Source organism: Ruegeria sp. YTSA219 (assembly GCF_059609985.1).
The window spans coordinates 447584-464487 of the sequence record NZ_JBXWMT010000001.1; the positions used below are offsets into that span (position 1 = coordinate 447584).

Below are 16904 nucleotides of genomic sequence, written 5' to 3' on the forward strand. Positions count from 1 at the left end.
GATAACGTTTTGTCTAATTGTACATGTCTTCAATAAGATGTTCGTGTTTCTTTTCCACAAAGCTGCGCTTGAGCTTCATTGTGGCCGTCAGTTCGTCATCATCTGCCGTCAGCAGAACATCTATCAGGCGGAAATCCTTGATCTGCTCAACCCGTGCGAAATCCTTGTTTGCGGCATCAACTTCGTCTTTGATCTGGTCCCGAACCTCGGCGGAGGCACAAAGAGAGGCGAAATTCGAGAAGGGAACCTTTCGATCCTGCGCAAATTTCTCCACGTTTTCCTGATCAATCATGATTAGTGCAGTCAGGAACTTGCGCTTATCGCCAATTACAACTGCGTCCGAGATAAAGGGGCTGAACTTGAGACGGCTTTCAATCTCGGCCGGGGCTATATTTTTGCCGCCCGCCGTGATGATAAGATCTTTGAGGCGACCCGTAATGGTCACGAAACCGTCTTGGTCGATCTCGCCCATATCACCAGTACGCAACCAACCATCGGCAGTGAAAGTCTCGGCTGTTTTGGCGTTGTTTCGCCAGTAACCCTGAAAGATGTTCAACCCTTTAAGCTGAATCTCTCCACCTTCGGAAATACGGACGTCATTAACGGGCACAGCCTGCCCAATGGTTCCGATCCTGTTGTTTCCAAGTGTATTCAATGTCGCCAGGCCCGATGTTTCGGTCATACCAAAACCTTCGACCAGAGGTACACCAATGGCCCAGTACCATTTCAGCAAGTCCGCCGAAATCGGAGCGGCGCCGCTTCCACCGCGCCGCATATTGTCCAACCCCAGCATCCGGCGCAGGTTACGCAGAACCAAACGGTCCCAAAGCCAGTACTGCGCGGCAACACTGGCCGGGACCGGCTTGCCCGCCAGGATATTTTCGGCACGTTCCAGACCCGCCTTTACCGCCATTCCAAAGGCCGCGCGCCCGGTCGAGGTTGCATCCTGGGCCATGATCTGAACCTGAGAATAGATCTTTTCCCATACACGCGGGACCGCCGTAAACGTCGAAGGAGAAACCTCTTGCAGATTTGCGAAAACAGTCTCGGGGCTTTCGGCAAAGTTGACGACAGATTTCGTTGCCAGCGGGAAATATATGGAAACATCACGCTCGAGGATGTGGCAGAGCGGCAAAAAGCACAGCTGTTCATCTGTTTCCAATGCGGGCAAGGAATGGGCGCCGGCTTCGATTGCGGCCAGGATGTTCTCGTGGCTCAGCATTGCGCCTTTTGGCATGCCGGTCGTGCCGGACGTATAGACAAGAAGGGCGGTATCCTGCGGGGATGCAAGCGCGATTTCGGCGTCAAAGCGGTTCGGCTCTTCACGCTCGGTTTGCTGACCTAGCTCATAAAGATCGCCGATCAACATGCAGCGGTCATGGTCCAGGTCATGCAGACCTTCATCCTCAAGGATGATAACCTTCAAAAGATTGGAAAGATCACCTTCGACCTCAAGGAACTTGTCCAACTGCTCTTCATTTTCGACCACCAGAAAACGGCTGTCACTGTCATTGATCAGATATTTCAGTTGCGCGGCCGAATCCGTCGTATAGATGCCCGAGGCGATCCCCCCGACGCCCTGAATGCCCATATCGAACCAAGCCCATTCTTTTCGGTCCTCGGACAGGATCGATACGACCTCACCGCGTTTCAAACCGAGCTTTTGCAGGGCGAGGCCTATCCATTTCGCGTGCTGCCAGTAATCCGCCCAGGAATAGGATTTCCAGATACCGAAATCCTTTTCACGATGCGCCGTACGCGCGCTCAAATCGGCACAACGCTTTTGAAATAGTTGCCCGATGGTTGTGCATTCATCTACATAGACCGGTCGCTGACCGGGATTTGCGTTGTACTGAACACCGTTGATCATAATCTGAGAGGGCAGGGTGCTTATATTCATGCTGCTCACCTCCACGTCTTCTTGCGTTTCCAGCGACGGTTTTCACGCGAACCTTCTTCCTGCACGCCCAGATAGAAATTCTGGATGTCTTCTGACTGCATCAGCTCATCCGCGGGGCCATCCATGACAATGCGCCCAACCTCCATGACATAGCCGTGATGGGCCAGTTCCAGCGCAGCATTGGCGTTCTGTTCAACCAGCATCATCGTCATGTTCTGTTCATCATTCAGGCGCTTCAGGATTCCGAAAATCTCTTGCACAAGCAAAGGAGACAGGCCCAGCGAGGGCTCGTCCAGTAACATTATCCTTGGATTTGCCATCAATCCCCTCCCGATTGCCAACATCTGTTGTTGGCCTCCGGATAAGGTCCCCGCCTCTTGATTGCGGCGTTCTTTCAGGATCGGGAAGTATGAAAAAACCAGATCGCGATCATGATCAATTTGCCCCCGGTCCGACGAGGTATAGGCCCCGAGACTCAGGTTCTCATCCACGGTCAAAAGGGGGAATACTTCGCGCCCTTCGGGTACGTGGACGACGCCTTTCTGCACAACTTTATGTGGCTCGGCCCCTTGAATTTCGACCCCGTCAAAGCTGATCTTGCCCTTTTCTGGGTCCATTACGCCGGACACGGTTTTCATCAATGTAGTCTTGCCGGCCCCATTAGCCCCAAGGATCGACACGATTTTACCCGGATGCACATCCAGCGACACGCCCCGGATTGCCATGATTGGCCCGTAAAAACTTTCGACATTGCGAATGGTCAGGATCGGATCGCTCATGACACTTTCCCTAGATAGGCCTCAACCACTGCCGGGTGTGACTGTACCTGCGCAGGGGTTCCCAGTGCGAGCATTGCCCCATCCGCCATTGCAAGGACCCGATCCGAGACGCCCGAGACCAAAGCCATGTCATGTTCGACCATCAGCACCGTAATCCCCATCTGCCGCCGGATATCATCTATCCACCAGCGCATATCGGTCGTTTCCTCGACCGACAGCCCCGAGGCCGGTTCATCCAGCAGTAACAACTTGGGATCGGTGGCCAGGGCGCGGGCAACTTCAACCACTTTGCGCACACCGTAAGGCAGGCCGGATATCATCTTGTCGCGATAGGCCTGTAGATCAAGAAAATCTATGATCTCTTCCACATTTTCACGGTTTTCGATCTCTTGCCGCCGGGCCGACGGCAGAAACAGCACCTCGGATAAAAGTTTTGTCTTGCGGTGCCGATGACGCCCGACCAGCAGGTTCTGCAGAACAGTGGCGTGTTCGAACAGTTCGATATTCTGAAACGTCCGCGCAACACCAAATGCTGCAACGCCGGACGGTTTCACCTGCAGCAAGTCATGCCCGTCATACCGGATTGAACCCTCTTTTGGTTCATAAAAGCGCGAGATCAGATTGAAAACGGTCGATTTACCCGCGCCATTGGGGCCGACTATGGCAAAAACCTCGCCGTCTTCGACCGAAAAGGACAGGTCGTTCACAGCCGTCACGCCACCAAATTTCAAAGTGACATTCTTAAATTCAAGCAGGCTCATCTCAGACGCTCCGTCTTGAGATAGGATTTCTGACGTTTGAACATGTCCTTGCGATAGAAGGGAAACAGTTCGAACCATGTCCGGATCTTCAGCCAACGTCCATACATCCCCATGGGTTCAAATAGGATAAAGGCGATCAGGATTATGCCGAAGATACCAAATTCCAATCCCGGAATTGCGACGGTGCTGCCCCCGAAAACTGCGCCGACATACTCTTTTGCGATCGACAAAAATTGCGGCAGAAACCCAATGACGACAGCACCCAGGAATGCCCCGTGGATTGAGCCCAGACCACCGATCACGATCATCATCAGCAACTGAATTGAAATTAGGACGCTGAATGTCTCGTTATTGAACGCGCCCGAGAACATCCCCATCAGAGCGCCCGCCCAGCCAGTCACAGCGCAGGACAGGGCAAATGAGATCATCTTGGTCTGCGCAATATCAACACCCATCGCCTGGGCCGAGACCTCAGAATCTCGCACGGCGATGAAACTGCGCCCAAGCGGTGCGCGCAGCAGGTTGATATAGCCCAAAGTGACCAGAACCGCGACTGCAAGCACCAGCCAGAAGAATTGGACCGGCGTAGCCCAGCGATCGACCATGAATCCAAATATCTCGACCCCGCCGATATATTTACCGGCGACCCCGCCGGTGATCGGCTCGGCCAGGACAATCACGTCATCCATCAGGATCGACAGGGCCATGGTAAAGATTGCCAGGTAGATACCGTGAAGGCGCAGGGCCGGGATAGCAACGGTCACCCCTGCTATCCCGGTCAGGATACCGGCGATCGGGAAGGCCAGCAGGAATGGCAAGCCTGCCTCGATCAAGATGATATTCGCATAGCACCCAAAGGCCAGAAATGCCGCATGCCCAAGGCTGACCTGTCCGGTATGGCCGGTCAGTATCATCAACCCAAGACCTGCAATCGCCCAGATCAGAACATTTGTCAGCTCACCCAGATAGAATGCGTCCAACCACCACGGAGCGGCGATCACGACGCCTAGAAGGATCAGGTATAGGCTCAGTTGATACCGGTCTTTCCAAGGCCGGATATCTTGCATGTAACTGGTCTTGAAAATGATCCGCATGGCTTAAACCTTTTTGACCCTAACTTGGCTGAACAGCCCATTGGGGCGAAAGATCAGGACAGCCAACAACAGCGCATAAGGTGCAATCTGACTGTACCCAGCAGCGATATAGCGACTGGCAAACGGTTCGATTACGCCAACGATCAAACCTCCGGCCAATGCTCCAGGTAAACTTCCGAATCCGCCAATGACCGCAGCGGCGAAGGCCTTAATGCCCAGAAGTCCGGTTGCCGGGTCCACGGATCCTTTGGCGGCAAACAAAATGCCTGCGATACCCGCAACCACGCCGGCCAACGCCCAGATGAAACCCTGTACACGTTTTACCGGGATTCCCATATAATAGGCCGCCAACTGATTTTGTGAGGCACCCTGCATTGCAAGCCCAAGCTTGGTACGACTGAAGAACTGGTACAGCCCCCAGGTCAGCAGAACGGTAACGACAATAACCGCCACGTCCTCCATCCCCAGTACAAGGCCACCAAAACGCACTTCTTTTCCGGCCAGTGGATTCTGCAGCGTCTGCGGTTCGTGCCCCCAAATCAGACCAGCGACAAATCGGATTACAAAGCCCAGGGCGATGGTCAGAATGACCACAGCCGTCTGGCTTTCCCCGAAAAGTCGCCGAATGATCAACCGGTCCAGCAAGTACCCCAGCGCGCCCATGATCCCCAACGAGATCGGCAAGGCCAGCCAAAAAGGCAGCCCCATATATTCGGCATTTGTAAGCCCGATGGTAACAAAGGCGCCCAGCATCATGAGGTCACCCTGTGCGAAGTTCACTGCCTCGGTCGCCTTGTAAATCAGAACAAATCCGAGCGCGATCAGCCCATAGACACAGCCATTCGCCAGCCCGCTAATCAGCAGCTGCGCATTATCCAAACTCACCTCCCTATACCGGTTGCTCCGGGTTCATTTAGATCCCGGGCCTCCTCCTTAGCCCGGGGTTTGTACTACTATGGCGTGATAATTACCTTTCCGTCACTCTTTTGCAGTGCATCAACCAGCCCGGACATAACATTTTTTAATGTAAGCTTTTCTGAAACATCTGTTTTCCAACGCCCGTCCGCAAAGCGGGCCTGAACCTCGGCAACGACACGTACCACATCTTCGCGAGGCGTCGCTGTCATCCATTGTGTCAGCCAAAACCCTTCGATTTTCTTACCCATAAAGATGAGCTGTCCCGTCTGCGTTAGTTTGGGCAGTTCAGGGCTGAGCTTGCCATAACACACCCAGCGCGCACCTTTCGGCATCGCACAGAAAATCTGTTCGGAAATCTGGTCGGCGACGGCATCCAGAAAGACCCGAGGTTTAAGCTCTTTGCTAAGCGCTGCGAATTTCTGCAGCATGTCGGGGTCTGATGTTACCAGCACGTCATGCGCGCCCAGCTCTTTCAATGCAGCAACGGTCTCAGCGCGTCTCACGATCGCAATCGGCTTGAGCCCAAGATCGCGACCGAGGCTGCACATAAGCTTGCCCAACTGACTGGTTGCGGCAGATACGATAAAAGCATCTCCGGCCTGACGCGCCAGATCGACCATCGCCATGGCCGTCATCGGGTTCACAATCTGTGCTGACCCATCGTCATCCGAGATATCCGGGCGCAGTGGAATACACATTTGTGCATCGGTCAGAGCGTACTCGGCCCACGCACCGGAAAGAGTGGCCATGAATGCCACGCGCTGTCCCTGCAAACCCTCGGCTCCGGCACCGGTGGCGACGACGTCTCCACATCCCTCAAACCCGGCCGGAGATCCCTTTACCCTAGGCTGCCCGTATTCACCCTTGATAAAATGCAGGTCGGACGGATTAACCGATGACGCCCTCAGACGGATCAGAACCTGTCCTGCGCCCGGCTCGGGCACAGGCATTTCCGTTTCGGCCAGCCAATCAGACGCATTTTGGATGCTGGGACCAGTGGCTTTGCCCGAATACCCATGATGAGTTTGAACGATCGCAAACATGGAAGAGGGAAGGGGGGTCATGTGCGTACCTTTTCTGAACGATAGGAAACTGTCGGGTCCTGCTTGACTGCATCAAACCAACAATTTCGAAAATGATAGCCATGATCGACATCAACCGTGGCATATGTGTTCAGATCAGCCAAGCAAATGGCTAAAGGCGCGTCAATCGAACTATTCTTTGACGTAGGGAAAGACCGCCTGTTTCGGCGGTCTTTCTAATTCTTACTGACCAGTCAACAGGGCCTGAAGTTCCTGAATTTTCAGCGCGATTGTTGCAGGTGAGGCTTTGATATCATCGAGAATACCAACCGCTTTTACCTTCAGTTCTTCTGCCAGTGTGCTTTCCTGAACTGAGGCCACCATGGCGTCATAGTCAAAGTTATCAACACTCATAGCGCCGCTCTCAACCCAGGAATTCAGCAGCTCTTGCCCCTGGTTGGTGAGGGCAGCGACCTCTTCTCCAGCCTGATCGGCCAGCTCAGTCGCTGTTTCACCAGCTTGAGTGGCTAAGTCAGACGCGGCTTCGCTGGACTGTTCGACGATTTCAGCCGCCTGTTCCGTAACGGAAGACGCAGCTTCGCCAGCCTGTTCAGTAACCGATTCTACGGCTTCGGACACGGCGTTTCCGGTTTCTTCAGCGGCGGCTTGCGGCTGTTCGACCGGAGCGGCAGGTTGATTCAGATAGTAATAGATTGCGGCGCCAACGCCGGCGACGACGACCCCTAGCAAGATTATACGCGACATGGGATTCTCCTTTGAAATATGTGTCGCCGAGATGGGGGGAAACTAGCGGACTGGAAAGGGGAATTCGTGGAACATCCTCTCAGAACAAGGGATTGAGCCAGTGTACGCCGATCTGGGCCGATCCCATGGCAATAACACGCCAACGTTGAACAACCAGTGGCCGAGATGCCATTCTTGTCAACCAACCCACAGGGTCGCACAAATGCCTGTTCGACAGGGAAGCACAGAGGCTAAGAATTCTCGTAGGAAGGCGCGCAAAGCGAATAAGGCGACAAAGACCTGCATTTCAGGTGCTTGAGCTAAATTCCGGAAAGCTGGTTGCCAATCATGCGCTGAATGGCTGATGGCGGAGAGACAGGGATTCGAACCCTGGGTGGGCTTGCACCCACAACGGTTTTCGAGACCGCCCCGTTCGACCACTCCGGCACCTCTCCGCGGGGGTCTGTGAGGGGGGGATTTAGTGATGAACACCCGGGGGTGCAAGCAGAAAGTTTCATAATTTATCAATCCCAGGATTTTCCGTTGCCAGATGCCGCAAAACCCCTAGGCTTCTGTACATGAGACATTTTACGCACCACATGACCACCGCCCTTTCGCTGTTTCTTTTCACAGTATTCATGTTGCCAATCCCGGCATCCGCTGCCGGGCGCGATAGGATCGAGGCATTCTTGACCACGACCGGTTTCGACGTTGCCCTTGAAAGTATTGCTCTGGCCTCGGCCTCGGCACCTCAGATGCTGGGTTTTGACCCCGATGGATTCGGGTCGGACTGGGCGCGGCTGACCGAAGAAGTTTTCGATACCAAAGACATGCATGAAACTGCAGTTTCGATTTTAGAGCAGACGCTCAGCGATCAGGCGCTGAATCACGCGGTAGAATTCTATGCATCAGATCTGGGTCAACGACTGGTCTCTGCTGAAAACGCTTCCCATCTGATCGAGGATGACGAAGCGAAACAACAGCAGGGGCAAGAGATAGTCGCTCAACTTGTCCGCGAAGGCTCTCAACGCGTTGAGAGTCTAAAAAGGATGAACACTGCCATCGACTCAAGCGGTACTTCTTTGCGCGCCCTTCAGGAAATACAAATCCGGTTCCTCCTCGCCGCCAGCGCTTCAGGTGTGATCGAACTACAGTTGGATGCAGATGAATTGCGCGCAATGATGAAACAGAACGAAACCGGGATGCGACAGGCCTTACAGCTCTCCGCACTTGCCGGTGCTGCTTATACCTATCAGGATTTCTCGGATGCGGATGTCATCACCTATGTCGAAGCGTTGGAACAGCCTCTAATGCAGGAAGTCTACGAACTTTTGAACGCCATTCAGTATGAGATAATGGCTATGAAATTCGAAGTCTTGGCAACCAAAATGGCCGAGCTTCACCCCGCACAGGACATCTGATGCGCATTCTGATCGTTTTTGCCCTGATCTTCTGGGCCACATCATCCGGCGCCGTGGAAAAAGCGGATCGGCTGGCGCAGGCAATGCGTCTGGAGAACCTGATCGAAATCCTCCTGTCCGAAGGCGGAAAGATGAGCCAAGAGATGGACGCCACTTTGTTGGATGGCAACGGTGGCGCTCTGTTCGAAACTCGGGTCGAGGCGATTTATGATCCCGATTGGATGTATGATCAGTTGGTCCAGGGATTCCGGCAAAGCCTGGATGAAGTGCATTTGGAACGCGCCATCGCCTTTTTTGAAAGCGATCTTGGCCAGACCATCGTTTCCCTTGAGAATTCCGCACGGCTTGCATTTGTTGATCCGGCAATCGAAGACTTGGCAAAACAGGCCTATTTCGAAAACACCAAAGACAGCATGCAGTTCAAACTGGTCGAAGAGTACATACTGGCCAACGACCTGATCAAACAGAACGTGCGGAGCGCTTTGAGCGCGGATTACAACTTTTTCAGGGGGATAAATGACGGCCAGGTTCTCGATGACAGCGACCTTCTGGACAACCTTCTGCTGCAAAAGGACGGGATCGAGCAAGAGACAGAAACCTGGCTGTATTCCTTTCTGTTGATGGCCTATAACCCTCTGAGCAACGCCCAGATGCGCAAGAACATCGCGTTTTCTCGAACGGATACAGGGCAAGCGCTGAACAGCTCACTGTTCGAAAGCTTCGACAGTATGTATGATCAGATCTATTACGATCTGGGAAAGGCGGTTGCGGCTGTCTTACAGGGCTCTGATCTTTAGTCGCCATTTCATGTTGACTTTCCTCTGCAATCTTTGGATAAGCGCCCATCCCGGCCGGAATCTCCGCGCCGGGTATCGTTATTATTGACCCAAGGGGCTGATCCATGGGTCATTCACACAGCCCGAAAAGGGCGCGCTGTTCGAGGTGGCTGAGGCCGAAAACACCCGCAAGGGGACCACAGAACGCGGGTTAGACAAAGGAAAGACGCATGTTTGCGGTCCTCAAGACTGGCGGCAAGCAGTACAAGGTTCAGGCGGGTGATATCCTCCGCGTTGAAAAATTGGCTGCCGACGCAGGTGAAAAAGTTCAATTCAACGATGTTCTGATGCTGGGCGGTGACGCTCCGGTTGTTGGTGCACCGTTTGTAGATGGTGCAGCCGTTCAGGCCGACGTGATCGAACAGATCAAGGGTGACAAGGTCATCAACTTCGTCAAGCGCCGTCGTAAGCACAGCTCGAAGCGTACCGTTGGCCACCGTCAGAAGCTGACCCTGGTCAAGATCACCGACATCCTGTCGTCGGGCGCTGACAAGTCGGGCATCAAAGCTGCAACCGGTTCCGCGCCGGCTGGCGAAGCTGCACCCGCAGCGAAAAAGCCCGCCAAGAAAGCAGAAGCCAAAGCAGAGGCACCCGCCGCTGTTGCTGCTGCAGACGATCTGACCGCGCTGAACGGTGTCGGCCCTGCCGCTGCCAAAAAGCTGAACGAGGCGGGTATCGAGAGCTTTGCCGCTCTGGCCGCCTTGTCGGACGAGCAGATTGCTGCTATCGAAACGGTCAAAGTGAAGCCCGAATGGGTTGAGCAGGCCAAAGAGCTTGCTAAAGGCTAAGGAGAGAGAGAATGGCACATAAAAAAGCTGGCGGTTCCTCCCGTAACGGTCGCGACTCAGCTGGTCGCCGCCTTGGCGTGAAACTGTATGGTGGCCAGGCCGCCATTTCAGGCAACATCATCGTGCGTCAGCGCGGCACCAAGTTCTGGCCGGGCGAAGGCGTAGGCATTGGCAAAGATCACACCATCTTTGCAACTGTTGATGGCGCTGTGAAGTTCCACAAAGGCCTCAAAAACCGCACCTTTATTTCGGTCCTGCCAGTGGCGGAGGCCGCAGAGTAAGCCGAAACCCATAAGGTTTGAAAATTCTTGGGGGACCGGCAGAAAATGCCGGTCCCTTTTTTCGTTTTAACGCAGGTTCGATCAAACAGTCCGATGACAGTCGCAACCACCAGTTTCCTGATCTTTGCCGCCAGTCAGGTCGGCACGCCGGGACCGGCCAATATGGTCCTGCTGGGAACCGGTGCGCGTTACGGGTTTCGGGCAGCGCTGCCTTTTGTGGGCGGCGTCATTCTGGGCAAGCAGCTAATCATCTGGCCGGTGGGCTTTGGGTTGCTGCAATTGGCGGATCAGGCGCCGGCGGTGTTTGCTGTTCTGAAATACGCCTCGGCGGCCTATATCATGTGGCTGGCCTGGAAGATCGCCAACACGCGGCTGTCCCGGCAAGAGGCTGATGGCGCAGCGCCAGGGTTTCTGGCTGGATTGATTGTTCATCCGCTCAATCCCAAGGCCTGGGCCATGATCGTTGCGGGGTTCACGGGGTTTGTCGCCGTCGGAACACCAACTTTTGAGGCAACGCTCGCAATCGCGGCTTGTTTGTTGATTTGTCAGGTGATTCTTCATCCAATCTGGACATTTGCCGGAGATAGAATTGCCCACGCGGTTGAAGGTCGGCCGATGGAAAAATATCTGATGTGGACGTTAGCAGGTCTCACTGTTGCGTCTGTACTTTTTGTGTTGTTCGGAGGAGGAACGCACCTATGAAACTTGAGACGATCATAAACCAGCCGGTCATAGAAACCGAGCGGTTCGATCTGCGCCCTCTGCGCCGGTCGGATCTGGGTCTCATCGAACATTATGCCGGAGATGAGCGGGTTGCGCGTATGACGACAAGGATTGCGCACCCTTTGCCGCCCGGCGCGGTTGAGGCCTTTGTGACCCGGTCCATGGCCGAAGACCGCAGCGAGGATGTCTGGGCAATGGACGCGACCAAGGATGGCGGTCCGGAGCTGATAGGCCTGATCTCGCTGGAACGCCTGGATCGCAACCAATCCGAGGTCGGCTATTGGGTAGCTCCTGTCTATTGGAACACCGGGATCGCATCTCTGGCGGTCGAAGCACTGGTTGTCGCCAATCCGCTTGAAAACACGTCGATGTTCGCAAGCGTATTTCAGGACAATCCAGCCTCAGCCAGGGTGCTGACGCATTGTGGTTTCGAATACCTGGGTGATGCCGAAATCTATTCGGTGGCGCGTGATGCGAACGTGCCCACCTGGACATACAGTAAAAAACTCTGACTTGTGGCCGATGGGGCCTTTGCAGTAGGGGACAGTCATGAAATTTCTCGATCTTGCAAAGGTCTACATCCGGTCCGGGGCCGGCGGTGGCGGCTGCGTCAGTTTTCGGCGCGAAAAGTACATTGAATACGGCGGTCCCGATGGCGGGGACGGCGGTAAAGGTGGCTCTGTCTGGGTCGAAGTTGTGGATGGGTTGAATACCCTGATCGACTTTCGCTACCAGCAGCATTTCTTTGCCAAGAACGGTCAGCCTGGCCGGGGGCAGCAGCGCACCGGAAAAGATGGTGATGACATCATTCTGCGCGTCCCGGTCGGCACTGAGATCCTGGACGAAGACGAAGAAACCGTCATCTGCGATCTGACAGAGGTGGGCCAAAGGGTCCTGCTGGCCAAGGGCGGCAATGGCGGTTTTGGCAACCTGCACTTCAAATCGGCCACTAACCAAGCTCCTCGTCGGGCAAATCCGGGTCAGGCAGGTATCGACCGCACGATATGGCTGCGCCTGAAACTGATTGCCGATGTCGGCCTGTTGGGGATGCCTAATGCCGGCAAATCGACCTTTCTTGCTGCGACATCGAACGCACGCCCCAAAATTGCCGATTACCCCTTTACCACCTTACACCCCAATTTGGGCGTGGTGGGTGTCGACAATGTGGAATTCGTGGTGGCCGACATCCCCGGTCTGATCGAGGGCGCACATGAAGGACGCGGGATCGGAGACCGCTTTCTGGGCCATGTCGAACGCTGCGCGGTATTGCTGCATTTAGTTGATGGCACCTCGGAAAGTGTGGCCGAAGACTATCGCACGATCATTCACGAGCTTGAAGCCTATGGTGGTGAGTTGGCCGATAAGCCTCGCATCACCGTCTTGAACAAGGTCGACGCCCTGGATGACGAGGAACGCGAACTGGCCAAGACCGAGCTTGAAGAGGCCGTCGGAGGCTCCGTAATGGCAATGTCTGGTGTGGCACATCTGGGTGTAACCGACGTCCTGCGGGCTTTGCGCGGTCGGATAGACGATGACCGCGTGCGCCAGAAACCCGCCGAGGAGGAACTGCCTTGGCAACCCTGACCGCAGCCAAACGCCTCGTGGTCAAGATCGGATCCGCCTTGCTGGTGGATCGGAACACAGGGTTGCTGCGATCTGATTGGTTACATTCGCTTGCTCAGGACGTCGCATGGCTAAAGGGGCAGGGGACCGACGTCATTTTGGTCTCATCGGGGTCAATCGCATTGGGGCGTGGCGTTTTGGGTCTGCCCCTGGCCACGCTTCCGTTGGAACAGTCTCAAGCCGCCGCCGCTGTCGGGCAAATCCGGCTGGCCCGCGCCTATGAAGAAGCGCTGACGCCTCACAGCATTACTACTGCACAAGTGCTCGTTACGCTGGAGGATAGCGCGGATCGTCGCCGCTATCTGAATTCGCGTGCCACATTGGAAACCTTGTTGGGGCTGGGCGTCGTTCCGATTGTCAATGAGAACGATACAGTCGCCACTGATGAGATCCGATATGGCGACAATGATCGGCTGGCGGCACAGATTGCCGTCACTGTTGGCGCCGACCAGTTGATCCTGTTGTCGGATGTTGATGGGTTCTATTCGGCCAATCCAAATGAGGATGCCTCGGCCAGGCGGTATGACGTCATCGAAGACATCACGCCCGAGATCGAGGCGATGGCGGGTGATGCCGGTTCCGGCCTATCAAAGGGCGGGATGAAGACCAAACTGTTGGCGGGAAAAATGGCCACGGCTGCTGGTTGCGACATGGCGATCACCGAAGGCTCCCCTCTGAACCCGTTGAAAACGCTTGAAAACGGCGCGAACTGTACATGGTTCATCGCGACTGTTGACCCGCATGCCGCACGCAAACGCTGGATTTCCGCGATGAAACCCCGGGGTGAGATCGTTGTAGACGCGGGGGCTGCGCAGGCGCTGAGCAATGGCAAAAGCCTGTTGCCAGCAGGAATAGTCGAAGTGTCCGGAGATTTCGGGCGCGGTGATCCTGTTTCGATCATGGACCCACAGGCGCGACGGCTTGCGCAGGGGCTCAGCCGCTATACCGCGCAAGAAGCAGACGCTATCAAGGGGCGCAAATCGACCGAGATCGAAGCCACTCTAGGCTATCCTGGCCGCGCGGTATTGATCCACCGCGATGATCTGGCTGTTTAATAAATTGACTGAAAGGCACCTGAGATGAAGGATTTCGACAGCATCCCCGACCTGATGACCGATCTTGGGAAACGCGCCAAGGCCGCCGCTGCCGAGCTGGCATTTGCAAGCGCCGAGCGTAAACACGCAGCCCTGATTGGGGCCGCCGAGGCTGTTTGGGCCAATCGTGAAAAGATCATTGCGGCCAATAAGAAAGATATGGAATTTGGGCGCGACAAAGGGTTGAGCCCGGCGATGATGGATCGCCTGATGCTGGATGAGGCCCGCATTCAGGGCATGGTCGACGGGCTGCGCGCCGTTGCAGAGCAAGCCGATCCTGTTGGTGAGGTTCTGACCGAATGGGACATGCCCTCGGGCCTGAACATTCAGCGCGTGCGCACGCCTCTGGGCGTGATCGGCGTGATCTATGAGAGCCGCCCGAATGTCACGGCGGATGCGGGGGCGTTGTGCCTGAAATCCGGGAACGCGGTCATCCTGCGCGGTGGATCAGAAGGCTTTCATTCCTCGTCAGCCATCCATGCCTGTTTGGTTCAGGGTCTGAAATCGGCGAACCTGCCCGAGGATGCCGTTCAGCTTATCCCAACCCGCGACCGGGCGGCGGTTCAGGAACTGCTGACCATGACCGATTATGTCGACGTAATCGTTCCCCGTGGAGGCAAAGGGCTGGTCGGGCTAGTCCAGCGCGAGGCCCGGGTCCCGGTATTTGCCCATCTGGAAGGCATTGTGCATATCTATATCGACAAGGCCGCTGATCCGCAAAAGACGCTCGATGTGGTTTTAAACGCCAAAACCCGTCGTACCGGAATCTGCGGTGCTGCCGAATGTCTGCTGATCCATCGGGATATCGCTGAAACGCTGGGACGGGATGTCATATCGGCGCTGTTGGCCGCAGGTGTCGAAGTACACGCCGAAGGTACTTTGGCCGTTGATGGCACTATCGCGGCCACTTCTGATGACTGGGGCAAAGAGTTTCTGGATAGTATCATCGCGGCCAAGCCGGTGGCTGATATCGACGCCGCCATTGCGCATATCCGCAGGTTTGGGTCGAACCATACGGATTGCATCATGACCGAGGATCCCGCTGCAGCTGCCCGTTTCTTTGAACGGCTTGATAGCGCGATCCTGATGCATAACGCCTCAACCCAATTCGCCGATGGCGGTGAGTTTGGCATGGGGGCCGAGATTGGCATCGCCACCGGAAAGATGCACGCGCGCGGCCCCGTAGGGGCGGCTCAACTGACCAGTTTTCAGTATCTGGTGCGCGGTTCAGGGACTGTTCGGTCTTAGAACCGGATTTCGACGCGGGTTGAGGCCGTATCGGTCGCGACCCGCCGTCCCATCGACGATGCGGATTCAGGCAGCAGCGCAAATTGAACCTGCGCCGGGGTGACCTTGTTGGTAAACTGTCCGCTGGGCAGGTTCTTCCATAGCTCGGCTTCCAGCTTCATTTTGTCCGCGGTCCCTGTCACAGACCAGTTCTTCCCATCGTTTACGATCGTTACATCCCCGCCAAATGGCATCGCGCTTTCGCAGCACATCAACGCCAGAAAGGCCAGTTTCACCTGATTACGCGGCACCGCTTCGGTCAGGTTCCAGTTGACACGAACACGACCTGCGCGTTCGACATCATTCAACAGCTCTAAAACCTCGGCCCGCCCAAGGGGATGATGGCTGGCCGACCCAAAAGCGACCCTGAAAAAGCGGATGCGTGCGCCGGCGCTGCCGACACTTCCCGCGATCAGTTCCATCTCGGGGCCTTGCACCGCGCCAACCATTTCAAGCAGCTCCAAGCCGTTGGTGATCGCCCCGATCGGGCTGATCAGATCGTGGCAGATCCGCGAGCCGATCAGTTCAGCCAGGTTGACGTCCAAGTCGCTCATGCGTACCTCCTGCTGTATCTGCCACCGGACCGGAGCCCCTTGATGACAGATCTGAATGCCATTCTTGCACCGGGCATGTATGTCCGCCACCCCGATTTCCCCGATTGGGGCGTTGGACAGGTACAATCCAACATCGCAGGTAAGATCACCGTAAACTTCCGCGAGCAGGGAAAAGTGGTAATCGACGGGGCACGCATCGCCCTGATGCCGGTCTTTGATCCGTGAAACTGGTTTAAGAAAGGTTAACGTTTGATCGAAGCGCTCTATGTTGCCATTCCCCTGAAACCTGCGGTATCAGCGCGGAAACAACACGGAACCTCTGATGCCGGACGCAGGCCCTTCTTTCACCGTCAAACTCGCCGAAAATGACACCGAATTGCAGGCTGCACAGCGGTTACGCTATGACGTGTTCATACGTGAACTGGGCGGCGGTGGGGAAATGGTCGACCACGATGCCGGGCTGGAGCGCGACAGGTTCGATCCCTATTTCGATCATATGTTGGCGATTGACGATCAATCTGGAAAAGTTGTTGGCGTTTACAGGCTGTTACCAGGTGATCGTGCTTCTGAAATCGGACAGTTCTATTCCGAAGATGAATACGATCTTTCCATCTTGAAACAAGGCGGACGCAAGCTGTTGGAGTTGGGACGTTCATGTCTACATCCCGATTATCGCGGCGGCACAGCAATGTATCACCTGTGGAATGGCTTGGCCGCCTATGTGGCCGAGCGCGAGATCGAGGTCTTGTTCGGCGTCGCCAGTTTCCACGGCACCGATCCTCAAGCTCTGGCTCAGCCATTGTCCATGTTACATCACAATCACCTTGCGCCTCCGGACCTTCGGGTTCGGGCTCAGCCCAAAGTGTTCCAGCCCATGGATATGCTGGATAGCGATAAACTGGATCGGCGCGCAGCGATGGTGCAGGTTCCAGCACTGATAAAAGCATACCTGCGTCTCGGCGGGTTTGTGGGCGAGGGTGCCTTTATCGACCATATGTTCAATACCACCGATGTTTGCCTTATCCTCGACACGGCGCGGATGAATGAGCGACAACGGCGCATCTATGGCGGAGCGTAAC

Annotated in this window: 19 protein-coding genes and 1 tRNA gene; 11 read left to right on the top strand and 9 right to left on the bottom strand. The window is 55.4% G+C overall.

The features are described from left to right. Positions 1-13: 13 nt before the first annotated feature. The 8 genes from AC2FFB_RS02265 to AC2FFB_RS02300 all read right to left on the bottom strand — a co-directional run bounded on the left by AC2FFB_RS02265 (position 14) and on the right by AC2FFB_RS02300 (position 7673). Positions 14-1900 carry an AMP-dependent synthetase/ligase gene (locus AC2FFB_RS02265; protein ID WP_496874448.1) on the bottom strand — a complete coding sequence of 629 codons (1887 nt, stop codon included), beginning with the start codon at positions 1898-1900 and terminating at the stop codon, positions 14-16. A gap of 5 nt (positions 1901-1905) precedes the next feature. After that, complete coding sequence (locus tag AC2FFB_RS02270) at positions 1906-2679, bottom strand: ABC transporter ATP-binding protein (RefSeq protein WP_496874449.1); 774 nt, start codon at positions 2677-2679, stop codon at positions 1906-1908. Further along, the gene (locus AC2FFB_RS02275; protein WP_496874450.1) at positions 2676-3440 is read right to left on the bottom strand and encodes an ABC transporter ATP-binding protein; all 765 of its coding nucleotides are present in this window, start codon (positions 3438-3440) and stop codon (positions 2676-2678) included. The genes AC2FFB_RS02270 and AC2FFB_RS02275 overlap by 4 nt, the downstream gene beginning before the upstream one ends. After that, positions 3437-4534: a branched-chain amino acid ABC transporter permease gene (locus AC2FFB_RS02280; protein ID WP_281994625.1), complete on the bottom strand. Its 1098-nt coding sequence runs from the start codon at positions 4532-4534 to the stop codon at positions 3437-3439. The genes AC2FFB_RS02275 and AC2FFB_RS02280 overlap by 4 nt, the downstream gene beginning before the upstream one ends. Positions 4535-4537: 3 nt before the next feature. After that, positions 4538-5413, bottom strand: coding sequence for a branched-chain amino acid ABC transporter permease (locus tag AC2FFB_RS02285; protein ID WP_281994624.1), 876 nt, complete (start codon positions 5411-5413; stop codon positions 4538-4540). 74 nt (positions 5414-5487) lie between these two features. Next, positions 5488-6516 carry a zinc-binding dehydrogenase gene (locus tag AC2FFB_RS02290; protein WP_496790589.1) on the bottom strand — a complete coding sequence of 343 codons (1029 nt, stop codon included), beginning with the start codon at positions 6514-6516 and terminating at the stop codon, positions 5488-5490. A 201-nt stretch (positions 6517-6717) separates the two neighbouring features. Beyond that, positions 6718-7239, bottom strand: coding sequence for a hypothetical protein (locus AC2FFB_RS02295; RefSeq protein WP_281972111.1), 522 nt, complete (start codon positions 7237-7239; stop codon positions 6718-6720). A gap of 344 nt (positions 7240-7583) precedes the next feature. Further along, positions 7584-7673, bottom strand: a tRNA-Ser gene (locus AC2FFB_RS02300). Positions 7674-7817: 144 nt separating this feature from the next. Between AC2FFB_RS02300 and AC2FFB_RS02305 the strand changes: the two genes are divergently transcribed. From AC2FFB_RS02305 to AC2FFB_RS02345, 9 genes are all read left to right on the top strand, one after another. Then, complete coding sequence (locus AC2FFB_RS02305; protein ID WP_271948056.1) at positions 7818-8639, top strand: DUF2059 domain-containing protein; 822 nt, start codon at positions 7818-7820, stop codon at positions 8637-8639. Beyond that, on the top strand, positions 8639-9436 hold the full coding sequence (locus tag AC2FFB_RS02310; RefSeq protein WP_281994622.1) for a DUF2059 domain-containing protein: 798 nt from the start codon (positions 8639-8641) through the stop codon (positions 9434-9436). The genes AC2FFB_RS02305 and AC2FFB_RS02310 overlap by 1 nt, the downstream gene beginning before the upstream one ends. Before the next feature lie 209 nt (positions 9437-9645). Continuing rightward, complete coding sequence (locus AC2FFB_RS02315) at positions 9646-10263, top strand: 50S ribosomal protein L21 (protein WP_271947092.1); 618 nt, start codon at positions 9646-9648, stop codon at positions 10261-10263. Positions 10264-10274: 11 nt separating this feature from the next. Then, positions 10275-10544 (top strand): 50S ribosomal protein L27, encoded by a 270-nt coding sequence (gene rpmA, locus AC2FFB_RS02320; RefSeq protein ID WP_120635433.1) that lies wholly within the window; start codon positions 10275-10277, stop codon positions 10542-10544. A 93-nt stretch (positions 10545-10637) separates the two neighbouring features. Then, entirely contained in the window at positions 10638-11246 is a 609-nt protein-coding gene (locus tag AC2FFB_RS02325; protein WP_496688076.1) for a LysE family translocator, read from the top strand. Then, a complete protein-coding gene (locus AC2FFB_RS02330; protein WP_142633834.1) occupies positions 11243-11779 on the top strand; it encodes a GNAT family N-acetyltransferase in 537 nt (178 codons plus the stop codon). The genes AC2FFB_RS02325 and AC2FFB_RS02330 overlap by 4 nt, the downstream gene beginning before the upstream one ends. A 37-nt stretch (positions 11780-11816) precedes the next feature. Continuing rightward, complete coding sequence (gene obgE / locus AC2FFB_RS02335; RefSeq protein WP_496691244.1) at positions 11817-12851, top strand: GTPase ObgE; 1035 nt, start codon at positions 11817-11819, stop codon at positions 12849-12851. Next, positions 12839-13945 (top strand): glutamate 5-kinase, encoded by a 1107-nt coding sequence (gene proB / locus AC2FFB_RS02340; protein ID WP_496874451.1) that lies wholly within the window; start codon positions 12839-12841, stop codon positions 13943-13945. The genes obgE and proB overlap by 13 nt, the downstream gene beginning before the upstream one ends. A 24-nt stretch (positions 13946-13969) precedes the next feature. Continuing rightward, entirely contained in the window at positions 13970-15232 is a 1263-nt protein-coding gene (locus AC2FFB_RS02345) for a glutamate-5-semialdehyde dehydrogenase (protein ID WP_281972108.1), read from the top strand. Here AC2FFB_RS02345 and AC2FFB_RS02350 read toward each other — a convergent pair. Continuing rightward, positions 15229-15825 (bottom strand): histidine phosphotransferase family protein, encoded by a 597-nt coding sequence (locus AC2FFB_RS02350; RefSeq protein ID WP_142633826.1) that lies wholly within the window; start codon positions 15823-15825, stop codon positions 15229-15231. The genes AC2FFB_RS02345 and AC2FFB_RS02350 overlap by 4 nt on opposite strands. 42 nt (positions 15826-15867) lie before the next feature. On the opposite strand from AC2FFB_RS02350, the gene AC2FFB_RS02355 reads away from it, so the two are divergent. Together AC2FFB_RS02355 and olsB are read left to right on the top strand one after the other, a co-directional pair. After that, positions 15868-16050 carry a DUF3553 domain-containing protein gene (locus tag AC2FFB_RS02355; RefSeq protein WP_142633824.1) on the top strand — a complete coding sequence of 61 codons (183 nt, stop codon included), beginning with the start codon at positions 15868-15870 and terminating at the stop codon, positions 16048-16050. 97 nt (positions 16051-16147) lie between these two features. Then, on the top strand, positions 16148-16903 hold the full coding sequence (gene olsB / locus AC2FFB_RS02360; protein WP_496712451.1) for an L-ornithine N(alpha)-acyltransferase: 756 nt from the start codon (positions 16148-16150) through the stop codon (positions 16901-16903). The last annotated feature ends 1 nt before the right edge of the window (position 16904 follow it).

Bases quoted from the DNA above. Each gene is read 5' to 3' on its own strand.
- AC2FFB_RS02265 (WP_496874448.1), bottom strand. From the start codon at position 1,900: ATGAATATAAGCACCCTGCCCTCTCAGATTATGATCAACGGTGTTCAG.
- AC2FFB_RS02270 (WP_496874449.1), bottom strand. From the start codon at position 2,679: ATGAGCGATCCGATCCTGACCATTCGCAATGTCGAAAGTTTTTACGGG.
- AC2FFB_RS02275 (WP_496874450.1), bottom strand. From the start codon at position 3,440: ATGAGCCTGCTTGAATTTAAGAATGTCACTTTGAAATTTGGTGGCGTG.
- AC2FFB_RS02280 (WP_281994625.1), bottom strand. From the start codon at position 4,534: ATGCGGATCATTTTCAAGACCAGTTACATGCAAGATATCCGGCCTTGG.
- AC2FFB_RS02290 (WP_496790589.1), bottom strand. From the start codon at position 6,516: ATGACCCCCCTTCCCTCTTCCATGTTTGCGATCGTTCAAACTCATCAT.
- AC2FFB_RS02295 (WP_281972111.1), bottom strand. From the start codon at position 7,239: ATGTCGCGTATAATCTTGCTAGGGGTCGTCGTCGCCGGCGTTGGCGCC.
- AC2FFB_RS02305 (WP_271948056.1), top strand. From the start codon at position 7,818: ATGACCACCGCCCTTTCGCTGTTTCTTTTCACAGTATTCATGTTGCCA.
- AC2FFB_RS02310 (WP_281994622.1), top strand. From the start codon at position 8,639: ATGCGCATTCTGATCGTTTTTGCCCTGATCTTCTGGGCCACATCATCC.
- AC2FFB_RS02315 (WP_271947092.1), top strand. From the start codon at position 9,646: ATGTTTGCGGTCCTCAAGACTGGCGGCAAGCAGTACAAGGTTCAGGCG.
- rpmA (WP_120635433.1), top strand. From the start codon at position 10,275: ATGGCACATAAAAAAGCTGGCGGTTCCTCCCGTAACGGTCGCGACTCA.
- AC2FFB_RS02325 (WP_496688076.1), top strand. From the start codon at position 10,638: ATGACAGTCGCAACCACCAGTTTCCTGATCTTTGCCGCCAGTCAGGTC.
- AC2FFB_RS02330 (WP_142633834.1), top strand. From the start codon at position 11,243: ATGAAACTTGAGACGATCATAAACCAGCCGGTCATAGAAACCGAGCGG.
- obgE (WP_496691244.1), top strand. From the start codon at position 11,817: ATGAAATTTCTCGATCTTGCAAAGGTCTACATCCGGTCCGGGGCCGGC.
- AC2FFB_RS02345 (WP_281972108.1), top strand. From the start codon at position 13,970: ATGAAGGATTTCGACAGCATCCCCGACCTGATGACCGATCTTGGGAAA.
- AC2FFB_RS02350 (WP_142633826.1), bottom strand. From the start codon at position 15,825: ATGAGCGACTTGGACGTCAACCTGGCTGAACTGATCGGCTCGCGGATC.
- AC2FFB_RS02355 (WP_142633824.1), top strand. From the start codon at position 15,868: ATGACAGATCTGAATGCCATTCTTGCACCGGGCATGTATGTCCGCCAC.
- olsB (WP_496712451.1), top strand. From the start codon at position 16,148: ATGCCGGACGCAGGCCCTTCTTTCACCGTCAAACTCGCCGAAAATGAC.